18 protein-coding genes are annotated in these 25,971 nt (G+C 45.2%); 3 read left to right on the top strand and 15 right to left on the bottom strand.

What is annotated here, in order from left to right:
* Position 1: 1 nt before the first annotated feature.
* Positions 2-796 (bottom strand): FadR/GntR family transcriptional regulator, encoded by a 795-nt coding sequence (locus JEY82_RS00070; RefSeq protein WP_304081401.1) that lies wholly within the window; start codon positions 794-796, stop codon positions 2-4.
* A 442-nt stretch (positions 797-1,238) separates the two neighbouring features.
* Between JEY82_RS00070 and JEY82_RS00075 the strand changes: the two genes are divergently transcribed.
* Entirely contained in the window at positions 1,239-3,851 is a 2,613-nt protein-coding gene (locus JEY82_RS00075; protein WP_304081402.1) for a hypothetical protein, read from the top strand.
* A gap of 40 nt (positions 3,852-3,891) precedes the next feature.
* Here the strand turns inward: JEY82_RS00075 and JEY82_RS00080 are convergent, their stop codons facing one another.
* The 12 genes from JEY82_RS00080 to nhaB form a co-directional block, all read right to left on the bottom strand.
* Complete coding sequence (locus JEY82_RS00080; protein ID WP_304081406.1) at positions 3,892-5,865, bottom strand: 7TM diverse intracellular signaling domain-containing protein; 1,974 nt, start codon at positions 5,863-5,865, stop codon at positions 3,892-3,894.
* Between the two features lie 238 nt (positions 5,866-6,103).
* Positions 6,104-7,123 (bottom strand): molybdopterin-binding protein, encoded by a 1,020-nt coding sequence (locus JEY82_RS00085; protein WP_304081408.1) that lies wholly within the window; start codon positions 7,121-7,123, stop codon positions 6,104-6,106.
* A gap of 25 nt (positions 7,124-7,148) precedes the next feature.
* Positions 7,149-8,717 carry a BCCT family transporter gene (locus tag JEY82_RS00090; protein ID WP_304081409.1) on the bottom strand — a complete coding sequence of 523 codons (1,569 nt, stop codon included), beginning with the start codon at positions 8,715-8,717 and terminating at the stop codon, positions 7,149-7,151.
* A 21-nt stretch (positions 8,718-8,738) separates the two neighbouring features.
* On the bottom strand, positions 8,739-9,563 hold the full coding sequence (gene yqeC / locus JEY82_RS00095) for a selenium cofactor biosynthesis protein YqeC (protein ID WP_304081411.1): 825 nt from the start codon (positions 9,561-9,563) through the stop codon (positions 8,739-8,741).
* Positions 9,564-9,565: 2 nt separating this feature from the next.
* On the bottom strand, positions 9,566-10,378 hold the full coding sequence (yqeB, locus tag JEY82_RS00100) for a selenium-dependent molybdenum cofactor biosynthesis protein YqeB (RefSeq protein WP_304081414.1): 813 nt from the start codon (positions 10,376-10,378) through the stop codon (positions 9,566-9,568).
* A gap of 9 nt (positions 10,379-10,387) precedes the next feature.
* Positions 10,388-11,017 (bottom strand): nucleotidyltransferase family protein, encoded by a 630-nt coding sequence (locus tag JEY82_RS00105; RefSeq protein ID WP_304081417.1) that lies wholly within the window; start codon positions 11,015-11,017, stop codon positions 10,388-10,390.
* Positions 11,018-11,027: 10 nt separating this feature from the next.
* On the bottom strand, positions 11,028-12,011 hold the full coding sequence (locus JEY82_RS00110; RefSeq protein ID WP_304081419.1) for a xanthine dehydrogenase family protein subunit M: 984 nt from the start codon (positions 12,009-12,011) through the stop codon (positions 11,028-11,030).
* The gene (locus tag JEY82_RS00115) at positions 12,011-14,380 is read right to left on the bottom strand and encodes a xanthine dehydrogenase family protein molybdopterin-binding subunit (protein ID WP_304081422.1); all 2,370 of its coding nucleotides are present in this window, start codon (positions 14,378-14,380) and stop codon (positions 12,011-12,013) included. Before JEY82_RS00115 ends, JEY82_RS00110 begins: the two co-directional genes overlap by 1 nt.
* Entirely contained in the window at positions 14,380-14,877 is a 498-nt protein-coding gene (locus tag JEY82_RS00120; protein WP_092157363.1) for a (2Fe-2S)-binding protein, read from the bottom strand. Before JEY82_RS00120 ends, JEY82_RS00115 begins: the two co-directional genes overlap by 1 nt.
* Positions 14,878-15,052: 175 nt before the next feature.
* The gene (locus JEY82_RS00125) at positions 15,053-15,982 is read right to left on the bottom strand and encodes a DMT family transporter (protein WP_304081428.1); all 930 of its coding nucleotides are present in this window, start codon (positions 15,980-15,982) and stop codon (positions 15,053-15,055) included.
* 422 nt (positions 15,983-16,404) lie between these two features.
* Positions 16,405-17,772 carry a sigma-54-dependent Fis family transcriptional regulator gene (locus tag JEY82_RS00130; RefSeq protein ID WP_304081430.1) on the bottom strand — a complete coding sequence of 456 codons (1,368 nt, stop codon included), beginning with the start codon at positions 17,770-17,772 and terminating at the stop codon, positions 16,405-16,407.
* A gap of 218 nt (positions 17,773-17,990) precedes the next feature.
* Entirely contained in the window at positions 17,991-19,613 is a 1,623-nt protein-coding gene (gene nhaB / locus JEY82_RS00135) for a sodium/proton antiporter NhaB (RefSeq protein WP_304081432.1), read from the bottom strand.
* 322 nt (positions 19,614-19,935) lie between these two features.
* On the opposite strand from nhaB, the gene JEY82_RS00140 reads away from it, so the two are divergent.
* Together JEY82_RS00140 and JEY82_RS00145 are read left to right on the top strand one after the other, a co-directional pair.
* Positions 19,936-22,389: a PEP/pyruvate-binding domain-containing protein gene (locus JEY82_RS00140; RefSeq protein ID WP_304081435.1), complete on the top strand. Its 2,454-nt coding sequence runs from the start codon at positions 19,936-19,938 to the stop codon at positions 22,387-22,389.
* On the top strand, positions 22,379-23,458 hold the full coding sequence (locus tag JEY82_RS00145; protein ID WP_304081438.1) for a dual specificity protein phosphatase family protein: 1,080 nt from the start codon (positions 22,379-22,381) through the stop codon (positions 23,456-23,458). Before JEY82_RS00140 ends, JEY82_RS00145 begins: the two co-directional genes overlap by 11 nt.
* A 17-nt stretch (positions 23,459-23,475) precedes the next feature.
* Here JEY82_RS00145 and ablB read toward each other — a convergent pair whose 3' ends face one another.
* A complete protein-coding gene (gene ablB / locus JEY82_RS00150) occupies positions 23,476-24,312 on the bottom strand; it encodes a putative beta-lysine N-acetyltransferase (protein ID WP_304081441.1) in 837 nt (278 codons plus the stop codon).
* A complete protein-coding gene (gene ablA / locus JEY82_RS00155) occupies positions 24,302-25,615 on the bottom strand; it encodes a lysine 2,3-aminomutase (protein WP_304081444.1) in 1,314 nt (437 codons plus the stop codon). Before ablA ends, ablB begins: the two co-directional genes overlap by 11 nt.
* Positions 25,616-25,971: the final 356 nt, after the last annotated feature.

Here is a 25,971-nt window from a genome sequence, read left to right on the forward strand (position 1 = left end):
GTTAACTCCTTTCTTCTTCGGTATTTTCATCGAGAAAAGGTGCATTCTTTGAGGCTGCATCGCCATTCATTTCTTCAACGCACTGGCGCAGCAGCGCATAGTGCAAGCCTATGAAGGACAGAGCTTTCATAGGTTCTCCTTCGGCAACAGCACGGGCTGTCTCTCTCCAGTTGGTAGCAGCCTTGTCGCGGTAGGAAGCGTTTTCATACAAGGTGAAATCGTGAGAGCTGAATCCCATTTGCAACGCACGCATCACCCATTCAAAAAGTTCGTTTCCAGCCATGCAGGCCAGCATTATATTCAGCTTACGGTCTAGTTCCGCAGTGGCTTCCAAATCCGGTTCGGGTTCGCGTAATATCGCTTCAAAGCGCAGAGCTTCTTTGAGCAGCTCCTCTTTTTCGTCAGCGGTGGAGCGGGCAATTGCCAGAGTGGTAATTGTGCGGTCCATGCTTTCGCGAAATTCAATGAGCGTTTCAGGAGAAACCTGATTCTGTTTCAGAAAAAGTGCCAATGATTCAGAAATATTAGATACTTCAAGATGTTTGACATACGCGCCGCCTTTGACGCCCTTGCGGACCTCAAGAAGCCCTTTCTGTTTGAGAATCTTGACAGCTTCACGGATGACGCCCCGGCCTGTTCCGAACTGAGTTTGCATTTCCCGTTCACTGGGCAGCCGCTCGCCCGGTTTAAGTCTTCCATCAAAGATGGCGGCTTCAATCTGTAAAACAACTTCTTCACTTATCCGGCCGATGGACACAGGAATAAAAAGTTGTTTAATAGACTTATCTTCACTCATTGGTCGTACCTTTGTGTTCTTTTTGATGCTGTTTAAGTCGTTTTTAAGCGAAAAATTATATTATTATTCGCTAATGGTCGTACCATTGATATGTGTGATTTTGCTTTTATGTCAACTTGTTTTTTCCAGAAAAGGTTGAGCAGGTAGGTAGGCAGCGGGACAAAATGTTTTTATTGTGCTTAATATCTAAAGATTCAGCTCTTTTTTGTCCTCTTTTAAAAGGCTAATTAAATCAAATAGGTATCCGTATTTTAACGTGAATTCACGTGAAAAGTTTTTGACAAGTAAGTTGTTCAAAGTGATGAATTATTCTGAGCTTTTATATGAAATCTCTACACATGCGCAAAGAGCGTCGTTTATGTAAAACAAAAATATCAGCCGCAATTCATTTTTTTAAATACACTTTGACCATTCTTACTCTGTCTAAGACAGGAGCATAAAATTGAAGAAAATAACTTTCGTCATCTTTCTTTTTGGCTTATTTGCGTTTCCAAATATCTGTATGGCGGCATTGCCCGTTCAATCAATCGCTCATGTAGAGTCCTCTTTAAAATGCGGCTGGGAAAAAGTACCGCAGGATGCCGCTTCTAAAATACAAATGCATTTGAAACAGGAGATGTGTCGTTTTGAACAACAGACTGATTACTCTCTGTCATCATCTATTCTGGATGGTGGCTTAAGTCTGAATGTAAATAAATATGACACCCGTTTTAAACGCGGCAACAGCTGGTTTTCTCTGTCGCTTCATTCAGTAGGACGGGGCGGAGTGATGTTAAATTCTGCTGAACCTACACTTAATCCTGACGGCTCAAAATTGAGTCTTATCAGAAAAGGTATGACTGAGTGGTATGTTAATCGTGGCGCCAGTCTTGAGCATGGTATGGTTTTAAATGAAAAACCGAAAGGCGCAGGCTTGCTGAATGTTGCTTTCATTACATCAGGCAATTTGACTCCGATACAAGATGGGCAGGATATTGTTTTTATCGGTGAAGATTCCATGCGCTATGCCGGCATCAAGGCTTGGGATGTTGCGGGGAAAGATCTCAGTTGTTCCATGTCTGTTGCTGATGGGAAATTGATTTGGGCTGTTGACGACTCAGATGCCGCCTACCCCGTAACTGTCGATCCAACGGTTACCTATGTTAAAAAAGTAACGGCAATAAGCGCCGGAGCTGGAGAACCACAAGAAGATGCATTCTTTGGGCATGAGGTGGCTATCTCTGGGAATATTATTGCTATCAGTGCTTATGGCAAAACAGTCGGTACGACTGTTAGCGCTGGAGCGGTGTATCTTTTTTCTAAAAACCAAGGCGGAGATAATAATTGGGGTTTTATAAAAAAAACTACCGCAGCTGACGCTGGCGGAGACAGGGAGCTGCAGTATTGCATGAAGTTTGGCGAGGGGATTGCTCTTTCCGGTGATACTCTTGTGGTAGCGTGCCCTTCAAAAGATATAGGAAATCCCTGGTGCGGAGCAGTTTATGTCTTCAGCAAGGATCAAGGACATGCTGATGAATGGGGTTTTTCTCAAAAAATAACTAACAGCGTAAGTGCTAACAGCCGCTTTGGCAACAGTGTTGCTATGTGCGGAGATGTTCTTGTCATAGGGCGTATGACTCAATGGGTAGGAGGTGTACAACAGGCTGGAATTGCTTACATATATACCCCTAATCCCGGGGTTCCAAACACTTGGCAATTGCTCAAGTCTATAACAGCGCAGACAGAAGCCGGAACTCCTGACTATAGAAGGGGTGCGAGTTTTTCTAAGAGTCTTGCTGTTTCCGAAAATACAATTATTGTGGGTGCCAGTAATGCTGAGTACGGACTCTCTGTGGCTGGAGCTGTTTATATCTATTCAAAAGATGCAGGTAGTCCCAATAATTGGGGTATAGTTAAAAAGATTGTTGCACGAAAAGATAATGGAGATGTGGATGTTCAATCGAGGGTAATGTATGGTTTATCTATAGATATTTCAGGAGATTTGGCTATAGTAGGGGCTCCAGGCTATCATATAGGTGCAAAAAGCTCAGCCGGAACGGCTTACATTTATTCCAAGGATAAAGACGGCGCAGATGAATGGGGAATTGTTAAGAAGTTAGTCGCACAAAAGGATAGTGGTGATGAGTATAGTTTTAAGGATGCAGAGTTTGGTAAAAAAGTATCAATTTCTGGTGATTTAGCAATTGTGGCTTCAAATTTCGGAGCATATCTTTATTCTAAAAGTCAGAGTGATGTGTCCACTTGGGGAATTGTTAAAGCCATTGGTGATAAGGAAATCGAGCCTTTGGCCGGCTTGGGTGAAGGCGTTGCAATTTGCGGTGATGATTACGTTATTGGTTCCAGTGGAAAGACTGAGGTGAATCTGGCAAATGCCGGGGCTGCATATATATTGACAACTCCCAATGTGACGAAACCTTCCGGTTGTGCTGACAAAACAGTTATTGCAACTGAGGTTCAACCTGCTGGAACATCTGTCCTAATGAATTCCGTAGCCAAGAGAGTCAAGACCACCAAAGAGGTTAAGGATGAACATCAGACCCCGGATATGGACAGTATACTCGGTGCTAATGTTTATGAATTCACTGCAACTGTTACAGCCAATAAGATAGCCTATTTTGGTTTTAACAGCTCAAGCCTTGGTGAGCGCGCGGCTGGAGAAGTAAATCTGTTCAAATTATTTCCAGACAAGCCGTCTAAAAGTTTCACCTACAGTTCCGGCAAGAATCCCGAGAGTGAAGGGTATTTCTGGATTACTGACGAGGGGAACAGCGGGCAATATATTGACCCCAAAACTATTTTGGTGGGAGCGCGAACTTACACCGTCAACTACGCGGTTAAAGATAACGGGGAATATGATTTAAACCGTGTTCTAGGCGTAATTACCGACCCGGTTGTGCCTGGAACAGTCGGGGGAGCTAGTAGTGGCGGAAGTAGTTCCGGCTGTGTAATGAATCCGAAGGCAGACTTATCTATGGAACTGCTTGGGCTGTTGATTGTAGCTTTGGGTGGTATCTGTTTGCGAATGCGTCGTAAAATTAGATTTAAAAATTATTAAAAAAATATTCCAAAGATGTCATGGTCATGTTTATGTTTGATCATGACATCTTTTTTAGCTCTGCAAGTCCCTTCTCAAGCTCTAGATAAGCTGCATCTCTATCCGGAATATTAGTCAAAACAAACTCTACTGTTGCATAAACATTTTTCCACCTTGGGCGGCTCGGCAGAGTTTCATCGCTCAAGTACCTATCCAGAGTCTGAGTTCGAGCGTAACCGTCTTTTTCTATATATACGTTCCATAATCCTGATTGGACGGCTAGGTCTGCTTTGCTAAACCTTGTGGCTGATTCCCAGTCTTTGAGAGTCTTTTTCATTATCCACACAGCAAATTGTCGTTTGTCGAGTGGCTTTGCTTCCGGGCGTAGCACCAGCGTATAGATAAGCTCATCTTCAACATCCAGCAGAGTTACAAGAGCAGAGGTGTTCAGGATGCTGCCGTCGGCAGTGGTTATCTGAAAATTATCCTGTTTGATGTTGTTCTCAGCTGTGGCATGCAGTTGTGGTATTTTTCGTAAAAAATCCGTAACTGTTGCGCAGTCCGGTTTGCTAAGTATGCTTGTCAATTGCTGTCCCAGAATATTCTCGGCGTGATAGCCCGTGAGATTTGTAAAAGCGCGGTTACTGAAATTTATTTCGTATTTATGATTTGTTGCTAATATTGCGTCATCAACTGAATCCAGCATTTTCGAAAGCCGTATCTGTATAAGTTTATGGCTTTGTTCGGTCTTTTTTTGCGCTTCCAACTCTCCTGAAATTTTTTCAACTCTGGATAAAGCCTCTGCAAAACGTACCGACATAAATATTGAATACGAAATGATGAAAATAAATGCTCCATAAAGGCCGAATTCCGCTGAACTGATGATGTTAAGGTCAAAAAGAATTTCATCTAATTCAGAATATGCCAAAGCCATATAGCCGGGAGCTAAAAAGATAACTCCTTTTTTACCCCGGAACAGGTCTATTAAGAATGTTGTGAAAAGATAGAGGTAAGCGGTTCTGCTGATGATGAAGTATGAAACTGCTACAGCAGAATAAGCAATTGGAGGTGCGACGAGAATATACATAATGTATAATCCTCCCAATGCGCTATATGTCCAATTGATAATTTTTCCATATTTTTTAGGAAAAAGTGAATGATAAAATATAAGCAGTAAAGGGATCGCAATACCAGGAGGTAAAAGACATGCTTTTATGTACCAACTCCAGTCCATTGTCATAAACTGGGTTACTAAAAAAGCGGATGGAGGATTGAAAATTGTTGTGATGCACCAGACAAGGCAAAAAAGGCCAAAGTATAAGTTTTCTTTGTTGGATCGTCTTACCAGAAAGATGATAAGATGGTAGAGTCCCATGATGAAAAGTACTCCGCCGAGAATGGCTCCGGAAATTCGGCGGTAACTAAGAACATTCTGAATTTGTTCATTACTGCCGAGGAGTATGCAGGAATTAATCCCTCCCTCTTCGTTGTGAAAGTTGGAAACCTCCAAGACAATATCAGCATATCCGTTTGCGGAGGGGAAAATCGGGGAGAGGAAGTGTTTGCGTGGAATTTCGGATTGTTTGTTTTTGCCAATAGTACCCGAGGAGACAATTTCGTTCCCGTTTACCGAGACGCGGCATACAGAAAGTACACCGGAAATATATAATGAATTTACTTCAAAATTGGGTTCAAACTTTACTTTCAGGCGATATGTTCCCTGTCCTTGTTTCGTTAGGGGAATACCTTGAGCTGTTTTTCCTTTCCAGATTGAGGGGAGAGGGAAGAAATCTTTTTTTTCGTTTAGTAATAATTTTTCAGGATTACTGGGGAGTGCGGCAGAGTGCTGATAAAATTCCCATTCGCCATCCAGCGGAGCCGGGCCTTGTGTGTTAAAGTCCCATCCGGAAAGGTCAAGGTAGCCTTTTACAGCTTTAAAGTGATGGTTGTCGGTTGTTTGAACACACCCGCTGAGCAGTAACAAAAATAAAAAAGCTGCTAATAAAAATAGACGGGTGAACTTCGTGTTGGGCATTTATTCCGACTGAGCTATGTTGTTGAAATCTGATCGGATTTGAACTGCTAGTAGTTGTTAAGGGATTTGTCGCAAAATAATTCAATTTTGTCAAAATTGCTGTAGTTAAAATTTCTTGGAGATTGAATTATAACTTTCCCCTTGATGAGCCAAGTGGCAATTGCAGTTACTGTTGTCTGGCTCATCAAGCAAGGAAAGCTGTGTTTATTTGGCGATGTGTTGTTGTTTTAAATGATCATTATTTTCCGAATCCGCAAACCGGATAACGGCATTCCTTACACCCTTCGCAATATCCGCCGTGTCCCAGTGCTACGATGTCATCGCGGGACACTTCTTTTCCCGCCAGAATGCGGGGGATTATCAGATCGAAGATGCTGGCTTTATAGTACATGACGCAACCGGGCAGTCCTACTACAGGGATGTCTCCGATTTTAGCGAGCATGAACATGGCACCGGGGAAGGTCGGAGCTCCGTAAGTTATAACTTCAGCTCCGGCGGCGCGGATGGATGACGGGGTCTGGTCGTCCGGGTCAACTGACATGCCTCCGGTGAGTACTATGAAATCAGCGCCTTGTTTAATAAAGTCGTGGATAGCCTGTACTGTCATTTCCTGCTGATCGGAAACAAAGGTTTGTCCGAGAATTGTGCTGCCGTACCCTTCAAATTTCTTGTTCACAACCGGACCAAATTTGTCTTTGATACGTCCGTTGAAGACTTCGCTCCCCGTTGTAATAACACCGACTTTACAGGTTTTGAGGGGGCGTACCTGAATCAGCGGCGAATTTGCACGCAACACCTGTTCCGCTTCAGCAACAATTTCTTCGGGAACGACTAAAGGAATAACCCGCGTTCCGGCAAGGCCTCGGCCTTTTTTTACCAGCTGGTTGCTATGTATGGTGCCGAAGATGACATCTTTTACAGAGTTCAGTTTGAACAGAGTGTCGGTGTCTATATCGATGAGTCCGTCATATGCGGCGGTGAGGTTGATTTTTCCTTCAGTGGGTAAGCTGAGTTCAATACCCGGACCTGCGGCAGCTTTTGCTATGCGCAGAGCTGCGTCATCTTCATGCACATAACCGTCTTCGGGATCAAATACATAAAGGTGCTCCTTGCCGATATCCAGAAGGGTGGGAATATCATCTTTGCAGACGACATGCCCTCTGCGGAAAGCCGGTCCTTTGTTATCTCCGGGAACAATGCGGGTTATATCATGGCAGAGAACTGTGCCTATCGCATCCTGTACATTAATGGTTTTCATTTTTAACCTCTATATATTCGAATAATTATTTATTGATAGGTGCACAGTGGGCTTCAACCCATCCGGTGCTTTTGTATTCTTTCAGGAAAGCCGTTACTCCGATGAAAATGATCCCCAGCACAGGCAGTCCCGCGACTATTGATGCGGTCTGTAATACTGAAAGAGGCCCGTCAATAAGCATGATTCCAGTGGGGACGATTCCCAATGAAATAGCCCAGAAGAGGCGGTTCCAGCGGGCAGGTTCCTCATCGGGGGAAAGCATAGTTGTTGTGGTTGCTGCTAATGCAAAAGAAACAGCATCGAATGTTGTGGCCATGGAGATAGCCGTGACTGTGGAGAATACCAGCTTATATAATGAAGCAAAGGGAAGGAAATCGGCAATAGCCATGATGACGGTAGCGCCTTTCAGGTGTTGGACCATGCTGACCGCATCAAGTTGTCCGGTTATTTGCAGATATAATCCGAAGTTTCCGAAGATGAGATAGAAACATCCGCAACCGAGGGATGCAATGATAACTGGGCCGAGGACCACTTCGCGGACTGTGCGTCCTCGTGATATTTTAGCGATAAACAGACTCATAAACGGGGCGTAGGCCACAAACCATGCGTAGTAGAAAACGGTCCAGTCCTGAGTGAATCCTTTGTTTCCGATCGGGTCCATCCATGTTGCCATGGTCACGATCTCGGAAATCATCAGCCCCAGTGATGAAATTGCCATGTCGGTTAGAAACACAGTGGGGCCGGCAATAAATACGAAAAGCATCAGTCCTAACGCTATGTAGACATTAAGGTCAGAAAGCTTGCTGAGACCTTTTTTAAGTCCCAGACAGGAAGTAATCGAGAATATGAGAGTTACGAAAACAAGGATGCCGAATTCCAATTGAAAGGAGTGTTCCAGTCCGGTAACCGAGACGACTCCTGCCGCAACAATCGGGATACCCAGTCCAAGCGCAGTAGCGGAACCGGCCACAAGTCCGGTCATGAATAATATATCAATAATTTTGCCGGGCCAGCCGTGAACACGGTTTCCCAGAAGACCCTTACATGCTTGGGAAATGTTCAGGATGGGAACTTTTTTTACGTAGTAGCTATAGCCGATGGGAATGGCAAGGATAGCGTAAATGGACCAGCAGATTGGTCCCCAGTGAAACATGCCGTAAGCAGTACCCCATTCCGCAGCCTTCCATGATCCGGCAGGTTCGCCGTGCATGGGGTAGGCCATGTAATAAGCCCAGTCGATGGACCCTCCGAACATAATACCCGCTCCGACTCCGGCACAGAAGAGCATTCCAATCCATGAAAAAGTTGAATATTCGATTTTGTCGCCGAGTCGTTTAGAACTCAAGGGACCGAAAGCGAACCAGAGAATAAGAGCGAACGCGCCTATAGCTGCGAGCATGTATAGCCAGCCCATTTGCACGGTGACAAATTTGAAAAGTTTATTGATGATTTGCTCGCCTTCTTTCGGATAGAGGAGAAGGGGGATACAGGTGGCAATAATAAGGGAAAATGCTCCGTAAAAGCAGATTTTACAGACGCCCTTTCTACCGGTGGGGCATGGTGCAAGTTGATTATTATTTGTTTGATTATCCATAGAGACCTCCTACTTCCAGAACTATTGTGAAAATGCAAACCGGATTTCCGGTGTGGCCAGCGGTTTTTGAATATTGTTTAAAACAGGAAAAATAATCCCGTTTCGTGCGCTGCCTGCAAACCATTTAATTGATCTTGTTTTTCGTGTCGGCAGCAGGCGTGCAAATTCGGAAAGAAGCTCTTCGCCGCCGGGGCTGTCTGTTTTGTTGAGAAAGGCTATTTTGTCACAATTTTCAGGGCACTCTTTGAATAGTCCGTTTTTTGATTCAGCCAGCGCAATCAGATGATTAGGGGTAACTCCGCACCCTTTTTCAGCTCCAGTGATTTTTGAAAATATTTCGCTACGGTGGACATTAGCTTCATGCAGAGTGCGATATACCGCATCAAGCCCCATGACTCCGATACAGAGGTCGACCGCAACCGGGATAACAGGTTCATGTTCAGCGGGGGCTTTGAGAGGTTTGCGGGCTGCCCCGTCTGCTTCCACTAGGATGATGTCTGCTGTATCTGATTTGTATAAAGCGGAAATGGCCTCCCTGCTTAAGCCGAGAAGCTTGCCGGAGGCCGTATCAAAATCCCGTGCGACGGTAATGGATGAAAATAAATTAAGAGCGGAGTGAATCCGCTCGGCAAAGTGGGGACCGTCACTTTGCAAAACAATATGTCCACGAGGGGGCGGGAGTATTTTTGTTGTGGTGGTTGAAATAACACGTTTTTTCTCTGCTTTGAAAAACATGCTCAGCCAGCGCACAAGCGTAGTCTTTCCTCCCGCTCCAGTGAGGGCAATGAGTCTGTGTTTATCTGATATGAGCGAGTTCGGACCTGATAAGTCCATAAAATTGCTCATAATTACTCCTGTGAAAAAATATGTGCGCTTACAACTTCGAGAACTCCGCCGGCAATGGAGAGAGCCTTGTCGGAAACTTCGTTGCAATATGAGATGGTTGCCCGCGGATCGATATCACCGAGCTTGGTCTTTTTCGTGACCGGGGTTCCGTTGCTTAACAAGCCTCGAATTACACCGGAAATGGCAGCTATCACTTCTGTTCCGTCCACATCGCCCAGAACGTCACCTTTGGAAATTTTATCACCGATATCGTGACGGGTGGAAAAGATTCCGCCATGTTCAGCCCAGTAAACCCGTTCAATAGTGTAGCCGCCGATGTTACCGGGGACTCCTGTGTTGGGTTCCGCTGAGCCTGATGAAATAACTCTGCTTAAATGATGACCACGTTTGGTTTCAACAATCCTGTGCACATCTTTTCCAGCCGTGAAGCCGGGCCCGAGACCTATTACGAGCGGAGCCATCGTTATTTCGGTGCCAAGGTTACGTTTAGCGATGATAGCATCAATGAGAATCTGAGGTTTGATAGCCGGCAGGTGCAATCCGGAGGGATCACATATAATGGCAATTTTCCCAGCTTCCCAGATTGCCGGAATATTCTCTATTGCATCAGCAAACTGAGCATTTACTTCTTCCACTTGAACCTGTCCATGATAGACTGCTTCAGATAGTGCAACTGTACGCCGTACTGCCAATGGGTGATCTGTTTCAAGCATTACAATACGTTTCAGACCTGCCCGGTAAAGACGCAAAGCTACACCTGTGGCAAGATCTCCCGCTCCGCGAATAGCTATAATCGGAGGAGTTAATTTATTCATTTCATACTCCTAAGCGCTTTTTCTGTCGTAATGTTTAAGTAGTTGCTGGTATTCGGTGTCGGTGTCGACATCGAGGAACGGTCCGACTTCGTGAATTCGCACTAATCGCAGGGCTAGACCCTGAGCAGCCAGCAGAGGTCTTGCTCCAGTATCACCTTTCAGTTCTAAAGCTCTATCAAACCAGCTTGCCGGAATAGTTATGGGATTACCGCGCATACCTTCCTGAATAGGAGCCACCCAGCACTCAGGCTCTTGTGAAAAAGCCCAGACCAGACGGTCAATGGTTTCAGAAGTGATCAGTGGCTGATCTCCGAGAAAGAACATGGCCCCTTGCGTGTGGTCTTTTACGTGACGCAGTCCGGTCTTGAATGATTCAGCTTGTCCCAGTTTACGGTCCGGGCTGGTTACGACTGCACATCCTTCGAGGTCGAGTATTTTTTCCAGCTCTGAATTACAGGGCAGCACGACGGTTACATCGTTAAGTTGAGATTCTCTTGCAGCATTAATTACGTGCTGCACCATAGGCATTCCCCGGAAAGGCAGGGATAATTTATCCCTGCCCATACGGGTTGCACTACCGGCTGCGAGTATAATACCGGAGGTTCTTGCTATTTCTTGCTTTAAGCTTTGGTTCTTCATTTTCATGCCCCTATCGGGTGCACTCCATGAGAGTGTCAGCCACGATTGTTTTGGCTATCTGAACTTTGTATATATTCTGGATCAGGGCTTTTGCTTCTGCTACAGCAAGCTGACCTGCTTCCTGTGCTGTTTCTTCAGTAAGCTCTTTACCGATGAGAGCTGCTTCTGAAGTTTCACAGCGGCGGGGATTATTGTGCACCGCGTTCAAACAGATGCGGGCTGCACTGATTTTCCCGTCTACAATGGTTAAAGCTGCAGCGCAGTTAACAAGCGCAAAATCGATGGATTTGCGGTATGATATTTTCATGAACGCACTTTTTGAACCTTCTGCGGGACGGGGAACGAATATCTCCGTTACTATTTCGTCGCGGTCCAGAATGGTTGATGCTGCGCCCTTTTCTGCGGTGAAGAATTCATCAATAGGAATTTCACGCTTAGTTGTTTTAACTACAGCATTTAAAGCTACAAAGGCTGGAGCAGTATCACTGGGATTAACTGCGATACACTTATTCACTGCACCGAATATGGAGTGGAAGCGGTGATCACCGGGGACTGCAAGACAACGTTTGCCGCCTTTACGTACACAGTCGATACGCCCACCGATTTTATCGGGATAGCGATAGTACCAACAGCGGTTTTCCTGACATATATTTCCGGCTAAAGTTCCCATATTACGGAGCAGAGGAGAGCCTGTGCGGCGTGCAGCTTCTGCAAGTCCGGGCCATGTTGTTTTAACAGTGTGCGACTCGGAAAGCTCGGTGAGGGTAACCAGTGCGCCGAGATGCAGTCCGTCTTCTTTCAACTGAATTTTTTTCAGGCCGGGGATGGTTTTAAGGTTGATGATCGCTTCGGGGTATTCCATCCAGAGGTGATCTTTCAGACAGCCCATCAGGTCACTTCCGCCTGCGATTACGTACGAAGACCCTTTGTGTTTCTGTAAAAGGGAAACAGCTTCTTCCACGCTGGAAGCATCAAAGTGATTAAAACGTTTCATTATTTTGCCCTCCTTTTGGGCTGAATTTTACCAAGGCCCAAGAGGATTTTGTCAGGTGTAAACGGAGTTTCAATAATTCTCACACCGGTGGCGTTGAAGATTGCATTGGAAAAAGCAGCAAGCGAAGGGCAGGCTGCCCCTTCACCGCAGGCTGTTGCGCCGAACGGATGCGTAGGATCTCCGGGTTTTTCGATGACGATAGGTTTAACATCGCAGTCCATGGACGTGCAGTGGCGGTAATCCACCCAGTTGGGGGTCATGAGCCAGCCATTGCGTTTATCCACAATGCAGTCGTTGGCGAGAATGGCATTCTCTACACCATGTCTGGAAGTTGAGAGCTGTCCTGCTACGATTTTAGGATTGAGAGCCTTGCCTACATTTTGAGCCATGACTACTTCTACGTTGGAAATCATACCTGTTTCAGTGTCTACATCCAGAGAAATGAACTGTGCTCCTTTCTCTTTGGGGATATAAACCTGATCTTTTTTGCCGTCTTTGAGTCCATTCGGGTGCGGTGAGTTGTTGATGTAGTATCCGGTGACTTCATGGATACCGCCGTAATGACCGCGTGCTCCGAAAGCTTCGGCAAAGGTCAGGCATTTTTCCGGTTCAGCGGTTACGAAGACACCTTTTTCATTCATGGAAAGGGCCTGCGTAGGGACTCCGAGTTTTAGTGCCGCCAGATCAAGCACCTGACGTTTAGCGTCGATTGCTGCTTCGTAGGTGGCCCAGCCCTGAATCCATGTTCCACAACTGTTGGCAACCAGAGTTGCAAAAGGAGTAGAGTCGGTGTCATGGCAGACAATGCCGATATTCTTGTAAGGAAGTCCGAGGACATCCGCTACAATCTGACACTGTACTGTGTGCTGTCCCTGTCCGATGTCGGCGATTGCGCAAACCAGCGCGGCTGAACCGTCAGGATATATTTTGACCATGGCTTCACTGGAGTTGCCCGGTCCGGGACGACCTGCGCCCATGGCGAAGATTGCTACTCCGAGGCCGTGACGGATACGTCCGGTTTTTTTGCTGGGGTGCTGCCAGTTATTTTTCCAGTCCAGATGCTTGGCCCCTTCATCTAGGCAGTCGCGGATACCGGATGAGGAAATGTAACATGACTTATAGGATAACGTATCCCAGCCGGAATCGATATCTCCGGTGCGCATACAATTCTTTTTGCGGATTTCTACCGGGTCAATTCCCATCTGGTCAGCGGCTATATCCATGGTTGTCTCAACCGCGAAGACTCCTTCAGGAGCTCCGTAGCCCTGCCATCCGGAAGCGGGAAAGCGGTTGGTATTTACATATCTGATTTTGCCGCGCAAGTGTTGGCAGTTACGGGAATAAAGGACAGATCCCGTGGCAAGCATGGCGTTTTTGGCGGGATATTTGTCGCCGCCTGAGCCTGTTTCCTGCCAGTGTTCCAGATCCATGGTGGTCAGGGTTCCGTCTTTTTTGAAGCCTATTTTAACATTTCCGATACTACCGCGCGACCAGCCGGAAACCATTTCTTCTTCGCGGGAATAGGGGCAGTGCACTGGTTTTTTCAGATCAAGACAGGCCAATCCGGCAATCACCAGATAGTGCGACGCAATATTGCGGTCCAGTGGGAAAGCGTTCTTGCCACCGAAACTTGATCCGGTGAAAGGGGACACGTAGTTGAGCATGTTGGCATTTATGCCGAGAGCCTGCGCAAGGCAGAGTTTCTCATCATGCAGTCCCTGTGAATGAGTATATACATGCATCTTGGTGCCATCAAAACTGGCTGTGCATCCGCGAGGTTCCATTGCCGGACCTTTGCAGTAAGCATATTTCAGACCTTTCTGCTCGACGATGACGTCCGCTTCGGAAAAACCTTGCTCAATGTCTCCGAATCCGTTGTAGTCTGAAGGAGTTTTGGTCTTGAAAAGGCGGGATTCAGGATCTCGATCACTAAGTATTGCATGGAACGCCCAGTCCTGACAGTTGTCTATGCCTTCGAAAACCTGTGGGGAGTCCGGCTTGATGCCATCCTCAATGCTCAGCACAAATTTCTTTTTATTGTACTCGACCTTGATGAGAGCCATGGCTTCCTGAGCAATGGTTTCATCGTCGGCAATGACTGCGGCAACGAGATCGCCTACATAATAGAGTGAAGAGCGGAAAGCCTTGGGGTAGTTCTCGTGAGTCATTACGAGGCGTACACCCGGTAATGCTTCTGCTTCACTGGTATTGATAGATATAATGTCGGCTGCAGGATAGGGGCTGCGCAGAATGCGTGTCTGGAGCATGCCCGGAAAGATGAAGTCGGCGTAATATTTTGCTGATCCGGTGACGCGCGCAGGGCCGTCTTTCTGGCGGACTGAGGTTCCGATGGATTTTGTTTCAATCATTAGATCTGCTCCTTTGCCATTTTCTTGGCTGCGCTTCTTACTGCATTGATGATGTGCTCGTAGTTGCTGCAGATACAGATGTTGCCGCCGAGGGCTTCTTTGATTTCATCGTCAGTCGGAGAAGCGTTTTTCAGCAGTAGTGCTTTGGTGGACATGATCATGCCGGGAGAGCAGAAACCGCATTGTGAACCGTACTCTTCAAGCCACGCTTCCTGAATGGGATGAAGGTTGCCGTCTTTGGACAGTCCTTCGATGGTTTCAATGTCTTTACCTTCCTGCTCAACAGCAAGAATCATACATGCCGGTACTGCCACAGAGTCGATAAGGACAGTGCAGGAGCCGCAAGCACCTTCGCCGCAACCCTCTTTTGTTCCGGTGTGACCGCAGTCGTTGCGCAGAACTTTTGAGAGAGTCCAGTGTGGCTCTACGTGAAGCGAGCAGGTTTCCCCGTTTACTGTCAGGTGAATGAGCTTTTTCTGTTGTTCGTCGCGATTCATAGTCCAATTCCTTAAGTGGTTCGTTAATCGATGGAGCCTTTTACAGGCCGAAGTATATAGTTTGCAGAACGCACCGCTCCTGTTTCCGGGTTAAAAGTCCCCGGATGGAAGCTGAATAAGTTTCAGGCGGGGCGGGCAATATGCCCGCCCGTCTATTTATGGAGTCGAGATGCGGTTAAGCTTCGTTTGGTAATGCGTCTTTGGCGGGAGTTGTCTTGGGGCTACGGCTGGCCCAGAAGATACCGCCGATAATCATGATTCCGCTGACAAGATGGACCATGCCCATTGTTTCGCCAAGGAAAAGGAAGGCAAAGAGTCCACCCCAGAGAGGGAGGCTGTAGTAAATCATACCGGATGTTGCAGGGCCGGCATTTTCAAGACCGATGTTCCATGTGAGCCATGCGATGACTGAAGAACAGACAGCTGAGAACACGATGCTGAAGAATACTATGCCGTTCATGTTGAAAATCATTGAAGGCTGAGTGGATTCCCAGATAACGCAAGGGATGAGCATCAGTACGGCAAAGAAGGACATGAGAGACATGATAGTGATCTGGGAGAGTCCTTCAGGGATCTTTCTCAGAATGAGGCTGTATATAGCAAATCCGACGGCTGCCAGAAGCATGAGGATATCACCTGCGGCAAAATGCAGTCCAATCAGTCTTTCCATGTCGCCGTTACAGACAAGATAAAATGATCCGAAAAGGGCGATTGTACAGCCTATCCAAGTGTTGCTTGACTGTTTTTGTCCCATCAGTGAGGAGATTATTACGATAAAGATCGGTGTGGTAACAGAAATTAGGGATAGATTGATAGCCGAAGTTGTCTGGGCTGCAAAGTAGCTTAACGGGGAATATGCCGCTACACCGGTAAGAGCCGCTGCTATAATCTGTGGTAGAAATTTTTTGGCTACATGCCATTCTTTTTTCACTCTCGGCAGTGTGAAAGTACACAAAATAAGAAGAGCTATAAACCAGCGGGTTGCTCCAAGTGTCATTGGGGAAATTTGTCCTACAGCCAGTCTTGCAACAACAAAAGCACCTGCCCAAAGCATTGTGGCAAGCAGTGCACACGCCATTCCGTAGTATCTGCGATTCTTAAACATACAGTCTTCTCCCTTGATAAGTAAGTCGCCTTATTTAATTGCCACACATGTCTATTGCTGCGGCCGCCTCCACTCACATAACTATGATGCTGCCTGAATGCAGATAAATGCTATGCATTTTAATCTGCCTGAAAAGTTACCTCCATAACTTTACCTTCCCTCATGGCAGGCTTTGCATCTTGTTTTTGGGTTATGTCTTTAACTCTGTATGAGCAAAGTGTGTGCCAATGGAAAAGTGAAGTTTTTCCCAATCAAAAGCCTTTTATTTGAGCATGTTAAGAAATATAACCACTGTATGATCATTCAATCAATAATTTAGTTTTGAGTCATTAGCGACTCACTTATTGGCGAAAGTGATGTGGGTGTTGTCGTAGTAAAGTCTGAGTCTATAATGACTCGGTGAGTCTTCTGAGACTCGGTGGTTACGGCTTTGTGGTATGTGTATACGTTCTGATCAGGCGGGAGGCTCGTGATTGGCTTATTTTAAGGGCAACAGCAACTTTGCGGCTGCTGCCATGTTCGGCATAGGCATCAATAATCAGTTGGCGTTCAACAGCCTGCATGGCCTCGTCAAGGGAGCCTGCTCCCAGAATGGGAGATAAGTAGTTGCAGGTTGTTTCATAGATGGATGAGGGAAGGTGATCCACGTTGATAATGTCATCTTCCACCGTGACGACAAGTCGTTCCACAAGGTGGGCCAGTTCTCGGATGTTGCCGGGCCATGAGTAGAGACAGAGTACTTTCTGGGCATTGGAGGAAAATCTTTTTCCTTTGCCGTGGGCTTTTCCGTAGCGGTTTAGAAAAAAGTGTAACAAGGGAATGAGGTCATCAAGTCTGTCTCGCAGAGGGGGAATTATAATATCAAAGACATTGAGCCGGAAATATAAATCCTGTCGAAAGGCTCCGGACTCGACCATGCGGTCCATATTGCGATTGGAGGCAGCTAAAATGCGTACGTCTGCTTTCACCGTGGAGGAGCTGCCTACCGGGCGGTATTCAAGTTCCTGCACCGCATAAAGAAGTTTCGCCTGCATGGGGAGAGGGAGTTCGGATATTTCATCCAGAAAAAGAGTTCCTCCTTCTGCCTTGGCAAAAAGTCCGCCTCTGGATTTGGTTGCACCGGAAAAAGCTCCCTCTACATGCCCAAAAAGTTCAGATTCAAAAAGTTCCTGAGGAATGGCGGCGCAGTTGACCACTATAAAGGGTTTGTCGGCCCGTTTTCCGTTGGCATGAATGAACTTTGCTAAAAGACTTTTGCCGCAACCGGATTCGCCCAGAAGCAGGCACGGAGCGCTGATGCTGCCTACCTTGCGAGCCGCGTTGACAGTTTGTTCCATCAGTTTGCTGTGGTAGATAAGATCTTCAGGTCTGGCTGAAGCAGGGTCTTCCTGATCGTAAACTAACTTTTCGGGGTCGAGAATCCGGCCTTCGTGAAAGTTGTCCCGGATACTTAAAAGGACGTATTTTACGTCTCTGTTTTCATCTAGAAGAGGGACCGCAATGGTTAAAACCTCAAGCCCCAGATATGTCTTTTGTTTTTGTTTAACCGGAATTTTTTTTTCGTAAACAAGGGGCAGAATGGGGCGATCCCAGGAGTTGTGCTTTTCCACTACATCCCAGAAAGGCATGTTGATCATTTCCTGTTGAGAGAACCCGTAGTGTCTTTCGCAGGCTTTGTTCACGTAAAGCATGCGGTAATTATTATCGTAGATAATTATCTCATCGTGCAGATTGTCGATAAGTTTTGCAAATGTTTCAAAATCAAGTCCGAAATGTTCTGTTTTGTTCATGATTTTAAATATCCGCCCCTGAAAATCGTGTTGTCGTATTATATTTATATCTAGCTGCAGTTCTTGAAATTCTAATCTTTAGTCTGACGCATATGACAAGTCAATCTAGTGATTGCAAGTGTCTTTTAATTGAAGATATATTAAAAAAAGGCTGTCTCCTTACGGAGCCAGCCTTTCCTTTGTATCGTAATTTAAAGTTAAAAACGTTTAGATCAAAACTACAATAAGTAGTTAACAGCCGCGAGACCCATGAGAGACATGGTGATAGTGTAAGGTAGAGCCAGAAGCACCATCCTCCCATAAGAAAGCCTGATAACCGGAGCAAGAGCCGAGGTCAGCAAGAAAAGGAATGCAGCCTGACCGTTAGGAGTTGCAACACTCGGAATATTGGTTCCGGTGTTGATTGCTACTGCCAGCTTATCAAGATTTGTCATAATACTGAGCGCCTGAGTTGCTGCTGCCTGTGGTAAGCCAGCAACTGCATCAGCCCGTGCAATATGTGGATCGGTGAGCTTGTCCATCAGAGCCTGTCCAGTCATTCCGATGTCGGGAATGGCTCCGAGCAAGTGAACAAAGTGCATTTTGGTTTCGGAGATATAAACGGTAGCGACAAATACATTGTCAGAAATAGCCGAGAGCAAGCCGTTGGCAATGTAGTATGCAACAAGCTGGGTTTGGCCATGCAGGCTGAGCACGTAATTAATGATAGGATGAAATAGACCCTGATCATGAATTACAGCTACAACTGAAAAGAATACTACGAGAAGAGCAGTAAAGGGCAGTGCTTCCTCGAAAGCTTTTCCTAAATGATGTTCTTCAATAACACCGTTCATAGAAGTAAGCAGAATAATAACTGACAGGCCGATAACGCCGACCGCAGCAAGGTGTAAAGCTAAGGCAGTAACGAGCCATATACCTGTTATTGCCTGAATGAATAAACGGACCTTACCTTTCTGCCCTTGTTGTTCTTCCATTTTAATAGCTGTTTCAAGTAGGTGAGAACGAATGTTTCCGGGCAACTGTGCTCCGTAGCCGAAGAGATGAAAGTATTCAACGGTTACACAGGTCAGCAGTCCTGTAACTAAAACAGGCATTGATACAGGCATGACTTTCAGGAAGAATTCTACGAAGTGCCAGCCCATCTCACTGGCGATGAGCAGGTTCTGAGGCTCTCCGACCAGTGTGCAAACTCCGCCGAGGGCTGTTCCTACAGCACCGTGCATCATAAGATTACGCAGAAAAGCTCGGAATTCCAACAAATCTTCACGGTTTTTAGCAATGACAGCCTGATCGTTACACAGGTCATGGTCACAGTGCAGGGTCTTTCCCGAGGCGAATCTGTGATAGACATTGTAGAATCCATAAGCCACGGCAATAATAACAGCGGTTACAGTCAATGCATCAAGAAATGCTGATAATATAGCGCCTGCAAGACAGAACAGTACTGAGATAACTATCTTAGAACGGACTCGAACGAGAATGCGTGTAAATGTGAATTGCAGAAATTCTTTCATGAAATAGATCCCTGCGACCATAAAAATCAGCAGCAGGATAACTTCAAAATTTTTGATAGCTTCATGGTAAATTGTCTCACTTGAAGTCATGCCCAGAAAGACTGCTTCAAATGCTAGTAGTCCACCGGCTGGCAAAGGATAACATTTCAAAGCCATTGCCAGTGTAAAAATGAACTCTGCAATAAGCGCCCAGCCAGCTACAAATGGTCCGGCAACGAGCATAAGGCACGGGTTCAAGGCCAGAAAAAATAAAATGGTCAGTTTGTACCATTTAGGGGCAGCTCCCAGAAAGTTGCTGCCTAGTGCTTGCAAAAATGTAGGTTGCATCAAATTCTCCTTTTTGATGGACATAATTAGGCTGTTAGCGAGTATTGTCGTTATTAATGTGTTTTATTGCCGCAATAACTATAAGGACTTACTCTCTGTCGGCTATAGTATACAAAACGCAAAAGTGGTTTACTCCTGAGTATTTAATCAGTCCAGTGCAATAACTGATTATTAATATGAGATTTTTATTTTCGTATAAATTAATGTTGGTTTTATAGAGTTTTAGGGTAGTATTACATCATAGGCAATAATAGGATTAGATCTTTAGTGTCGATGAACTCGAATCCAAGAGTGTAGAAATTCTTGAAAGGGAACGGGGCTCATGCAGGTCAAACAACTTTTTAAATATTGGACGTATCTTTTTTTTGCTCCGGGCGCTCACCTTAGGCATAAGTATTCGGCGTTTAAGTCTCTTTTAGTCCATGATGCTACTGCCCTTGAATTAATTGCTGATCTTGAAGACGTCTTTTACAGTAAAAAAAAGGTTGATAATCAGCGCGTGATCTGGCTGATTCATCGGTTATCATTGGCAGTTGAGGCTATGACCGGGCAACTGGTCGAAATGAATCCCCTTCGTTACATGAATTTAGCGGAAAATTTTTGTAGAATAGATGACCGCGTAAAGCTTGCTGTTGATCATGATCTGCCGGACTCTGACCCTCCTTATATTCTCTCTCTTGACAAAGCCGCAGACTTTCCTGATTTGGCCGGGGGCAAAGGAGCTAATCTCGGGCGTGCTTTCAACGAAGGCAGTGTTAATGTTCCGCCCGGTTTTGTTGTGACTGCGAATGCTTTTAATCTGTTTATTGATTTTAACGGGTTGAGAGATGCAATAGAAAGTCGTTTAAGCCTTATGGAGGTTGATAACCATTCCCTCCTTGCGAAGCTTACCCTTGAAATACAGGAACTGATTTTGGCCGCAGATGTTCCCGATGAAATTGCGGATGGTATCAGTTTGGCTATGTCGGAGATGTTTTCGGAGGAGGAGTTGATAGCTGTCCGCTCAAGTGCGTTGGCCGAAGACGGTGATATCTCTTTTGCCGGACAATATGCCAGTGAACTCAGTGTGCAGAAAAAAGATGTGCTTGAAGCGTATAAACGGGTTTTGGCTGGTAAATTCTGTCCCCGAGCTGTTTTTTACCGAATTTCTAACGGACTTTCCGACAGCGAAACTGCTATGGCTGTGTTGATTCTTCCCATGGTTGAAGCTGAGAAAGCGGGGGTTATCTATTCTAAGAATCCTGACTCTCAGTTCCGTAGTGAAAATATCTGTATTTATGGAGTTCACGGGCTTGGTGACTCTTTGGTAGATGGAAGTATTTCTCCTGCAAAAGCTTTTCTCTCCCGAGATCCTGAACCTAAATTGATTCGAATCAATTCTACAAAGAGGGATGCTCTTCCAAGTGAGGCAACTCTTCTTGAGCTCGGACGGATTGCCATGCGGCTTGAATCTCTTTTCGGCTTTCCGCAAGACATTGAGTGGGCTAAAGACTCTTCCGGCAATGTTTATATCTTACAGACACGTCCGATACAGCAGAATACAGATAAAGCTGCCGAGGTTCACTCACCAATAGAGAACACTCCTATAGTCAAAGGGCTTGAGCGTGCGTCACTGGGAGTGGGATGCGGTGAGATTTATTTTGCAGTAACCGGTAAGGATTTTGCGAATATTCCTGAAGGGGCGATCGTTGTTACACCGACTCTTAAGCCCGTACTTTCTCTGTTTATCTCTAAAATGAACGGGGTTATTGCCGGCACAGGCAGCCGGGCAAGTCATTTTGCATCCGTTGCACGTGAGTGTGGTCTACCCGTTTTGGTCGGGGACACTCTAGGGCGTTTTTCAACAGGACAATTTGTGACGGTAGACGGGGGTGATGGAACGGTGTTCGATGGCTGTGTGGAGGAAGTGGTAACTAGAAATTTTAAGAAAGAGAAAATTGCACAGCGAGTCTTTGATTTTTCCTCCAAAGTTGCGCCTTTTACTGTAAAGCTGAACCTTACGAACCCTGAGTCTGCTGATTTTACGGCTGAAGGGTGTTGTTCGCTGCATGATTTAGTTCGTTTTTGCCATGAAAAATCAGTAGAAGAAATGTTTTCATTGGTGGATAAAATGGGTCGCGGTATGGGCGCGGCAAAAGAATTGAAAAGTGAGTTACCTCTGGTTATGTATATTCTTGATCTCGGTAAGGGATTAGTTTCAAGCGTACCTAAAAGGGGGCACATAACTCCTCAGGATATAAAGAGTCAGCCAATGCGGGAGCTTTGGAGGGGGCTGGCCAGTCCTATGGTGAAATGGTCAAAGGGACTGACTCATATAGACTGGGAGGAGTTCGACCGGGTCTCTGCCGGAATATTCAGTGTTAATTCGAAGTTGCTTGCTAGTTACGGCATTGTTTCGGAAGACTATCTTCATCTTATGATTCGTTTTGGCTATCATTTTTCTGTAGTGGATTCCATCTGCGGACCCAACGCAGGGGCGAATTATATTAATTTTAGATTTAGAGGCGGTGGATCTGAACTTGAAAACAGGCTTTTACGGTTGGAATTTATTCGTCGAGTGCTTGATCATTACGGATTCAAAATTGAAATACACGGGGATATGCTTGACGCCATATGTTCCAGAATCAGTGAGAAAGATACCTGTGTTTTGTTAAATATATTGGGGTATCTGCTGGCGGTTACGCGACTGATGGATATGCGTCTTCAAAATGAGAAACAAGTGAAAGCCGAAGTCCGGCTGTTTATTGAGAGTGCGGAGAGGCTTGATGGGTACTGATCATAATAAACCGGCATATCATCTGACATGGGTTACGGACCAGCTTGCCGTGGGGTGTGCTCCCATGAGTTGTGTCCAACTTAAATCGCTGGAGGAACAGGGGGTGGATGCGATCCTGAACCTGTGCGGGGAGTTCTGCGACCTTTGTGACATCCAGAGAGAGGCCGGGTTTGATGTCTATTATCTTCCGCTCAAGGATGAAGAGGCTCCGGGGCTTATTGAACTTGAAAAGACTCTGGAATGGCTGGATGAAGCTATTTATCTAGGTAAAAAGGTTTTGATTCATTGTCGTCACGGTATCGGGCGTACCGGAACAATTCTCAATGCCTATTTGCTTCGTCGAGGTCTGGGGCATAGATTGGCTTGGAAAGCTTTAAGAAAACTGAGATCCAAACCTGCCAATTTCGAACAGTGGTGGGTCATCCGTAAATACGGCAAAAAGAGCGGCAAGTTAACGATTCGTGAACCTTATCTGGAATTCAAAAGGCTGGTTGATCTGTCTCCTTTTTTTAATGATTATGATCAATTGATTCAGCGCGTTGAATCTGTCGCTCGTGAGTCTGCACAAGTTGAAGCCTGCGGACTCAATAATGATCAGTGTTGTAGAACTCCGGTCAGTCTTACCTTGGTGGAAGCTGTACATCTCAGTCATCAGATTAATCTGGAGCTTGGTCACGAAGAACGTCTTGCTGTGATTGAACGGGCTGTTGAAACCGCTTGGGCTGAAAGGAGGGCTGCATCTGAACTGAGCAAAGAAAAAGGAGTTCTTGAGTTTTGTCTGTCCGGGGCAGGCTCGGTTTGTCCGTTGCTTAAAAATAAATCATGCCTTTTATTTGATGATCGTCCTTTGCAATGCAGAGCTTTCGGGTTGGATCTTTCCGAGGATGGAGAATTGTGGGGCAAGTTTCTGATTCCCGCATTGAATAAGATTTCTTCGGAAATATGGTTTGCTTACACCGGAGTTTTGTCTGACGAAAAGATGCCGCTTTTTTCTCTGCCGGATGTTGTTTCCGGTAAGTTTGTAGAAACCCTTTTCAAACGCATGATGAAGCAGGGTATTAATGAATAGTTTATGAATTAAGATCCTTAGGGTAGATGCTTAAACCATATATTCATTGTTTCTAGTCCTCCGCTGATATTAGTATTATTCGGGATTGTTCCAGAATAAGTATACCCGGCTTTGGCAAAAAGAGAATTTACTCCGTATGAACAGGCCCGTGCAATCGTGAAAAAGCACTTTTTACCTGTTGCTGCGGATTCTTTTTCTAGCTTGTGCAGTAATGATCCGGCTATACCTTTCTTGCGATATGCGGGTAGAACTGCAAAGTCGGTAAGTTCCGCACTCCATCCGTCCGAGCCTGCTTCTGCTGAAGCCGCACCGATTAATTTATCCTTGTTAAAAACTCCATAAAAACAGCCGTTTTGATTTATTTCATGTTTGAGGAATTCAGCGTCATGAACAGGGAAGGGGTAGGTGCTGAAGATCTCTTTGTATAAGGCTGCAAGGAGTTCGCAATCCTGAACGGTTAATTTCCTGATTTTCAGCCCTTCTTCAAGTTTGTTCTCAACTCCTGCTCCTGATTTTCTTTCAGCAACAGCAATAACTTTATCAAGTTCACTTTGATTTTCAATGTTTTCACGCCAAGGCTGTCTGTATAAGCTTAAAAAAGCTCCGTCATCATTAGAAAATAAATTCGGAACTGACGCTTCTTCTGTAAATCCTTCTGCTACAAAGTCCGGCAAGTAAATTCTTGGGATTTTGGCAAAAATCTTTGAGACATTGGCTGCCTCGGCTTTGCTTTTAAGCTTAAAAAGAATTTCAGGCATGTCGTCCGGTGACAGGTTCATCAGATAAATTCTGTCATTAAGCGGGCCAATCTGAATTTTGCTTTGTCCGATTGAAATTATTTTATCAGGAATCATTAGCACATCTTTCAGTTCTTTCGTTTTCTTCAGGAGTCAGGCTGAGTGTCTCATCCCAATCGGAAAGCAGTTTTGCAATTCCGATGGGGTTTTCTTCTGCGTCATCTTCCATTAATTGCAGTTTGCAATTCTCGCAGTCGCGGTCGCAATAATTGCATTCGTAGGTTTCCGGTTCAGCGTAAGTGGTTATAACCCCTTCGTAATTTCGCAAAATAATCTTGTTTGTAGCCCACGAAACAATATAGTTCGGCATCACTGGGATTTTTCCGCCACCGCCGGGAGCATCAATGACATAGGTCGGAACAGCAAACCCACTGGTATGTCCGCGCAGGCTTTCCATGATTTCTATCCCTTTGCCCACTGGAGTTCTGAAATGTGACAATCCTTCGGAAAGATCGCACTGGTAAAGGTAGTATGGACGAACTCTGTTTTTTACTAATTTATGATTGAGCGTTTTTATAAGACGCGGACAATCATTGATTCCGGCTAGAAGGACACTCTGATTACCAAGCGGGATTCCGGCGTCGGCAAGTTTTGTTAAAGCCCTTCGCGAAGATGCTGTCAGCTCACGTGGATGGTTGAAATGGGTATTGATCCAAAGGGGATGATGCTTCTTCAACATATTTACGAGTTTGTCCGTTATTCTATACGGCAGGACAACAGGCATACGTGTTCCGATTCTTACAACTTCCACATGGTCAATTTCACCTATTTTAGTGAGCAGCCAGTCCAGTTTTTCATCGGAGAGCATGAACGGATCTCCTCCGGAAAGCAGAACATCTCTGATTTGCGGAGTGTTGCGGATGTAGTCTAACCCTGCTTCAAGCTGAGCTTCACCGGGGATGGAATCTACATCTCCCACTTTTCTTTTGCGGGTACAATGTCTGCAATACATTGAGCAGAGATTACTGACATGAAATAAAACTCGATCCGGATATCTATGAGTAAGGCCCGGTACAGGGCTGTCTTTATCTTCATGTAATGGGTCCACCATATCACTGCGGCTGATTATAAGTTCGCGCGGATTTGGAAAGGACTGTTTGAATACTGGGTCGTTTTTGTAGTTATCTGTATGGATAAGAGATAAATAATAAGGAGTTACAGCAAGAGGGAATTTTTTGAGCGTTTGTTCATGTAACCTTCGTTCCTTATCGCTGAACTTTATACCGAGCGCTTTTTCAAAACCGGACACTGTCTTTATTGAATTGCGGATATGCCATTTCCAATCAGTCCAGTCCGTTTTGGACGAATCTTCGTCTAAAATGTCGGATAATTGCTGCTGATGTGAATTGTATACTTCCATTGTAAGTCCTTTGACAGCCGTGTCGTTATAAATAATGTAAAATCAATAAGGTAGAAGGCGTTAAAAAGGGTTATTAAAGCCTGTTGTTACACGCGATAATTTTTGATGTTAAATTTTTGTATGTCGTAAAAAAAGTCAGTAGTATGCTGTGTAAGCATATTATGAGTATGTAAAATATATATTTTAATGCATTGAGAATGCAAATAGATATTAAATAGCAATGAAATTAATTTCTTTTACATCAGTAAAATTAAATTTTAGAGTGTAAAACATTAAAAAAACAAAAATAAATTGAGTAATTGTTCTTATTTTTTGATTAAATCAAACTAACAGTTAAGTCGCAAGGTGACTTACTA

The sequence above is a fragment of the Maridesulfovibrio ferrireducens genome (genome assembly GCF_016342405.1).
Lineage (GTDB): Bacteria > Desulfobacterota > Desulfovibrionia > Desulfovibrionales > Desulfovibrionaceae > Maridesulfovibrio > Maridesulfovibrio ferrireducens_A.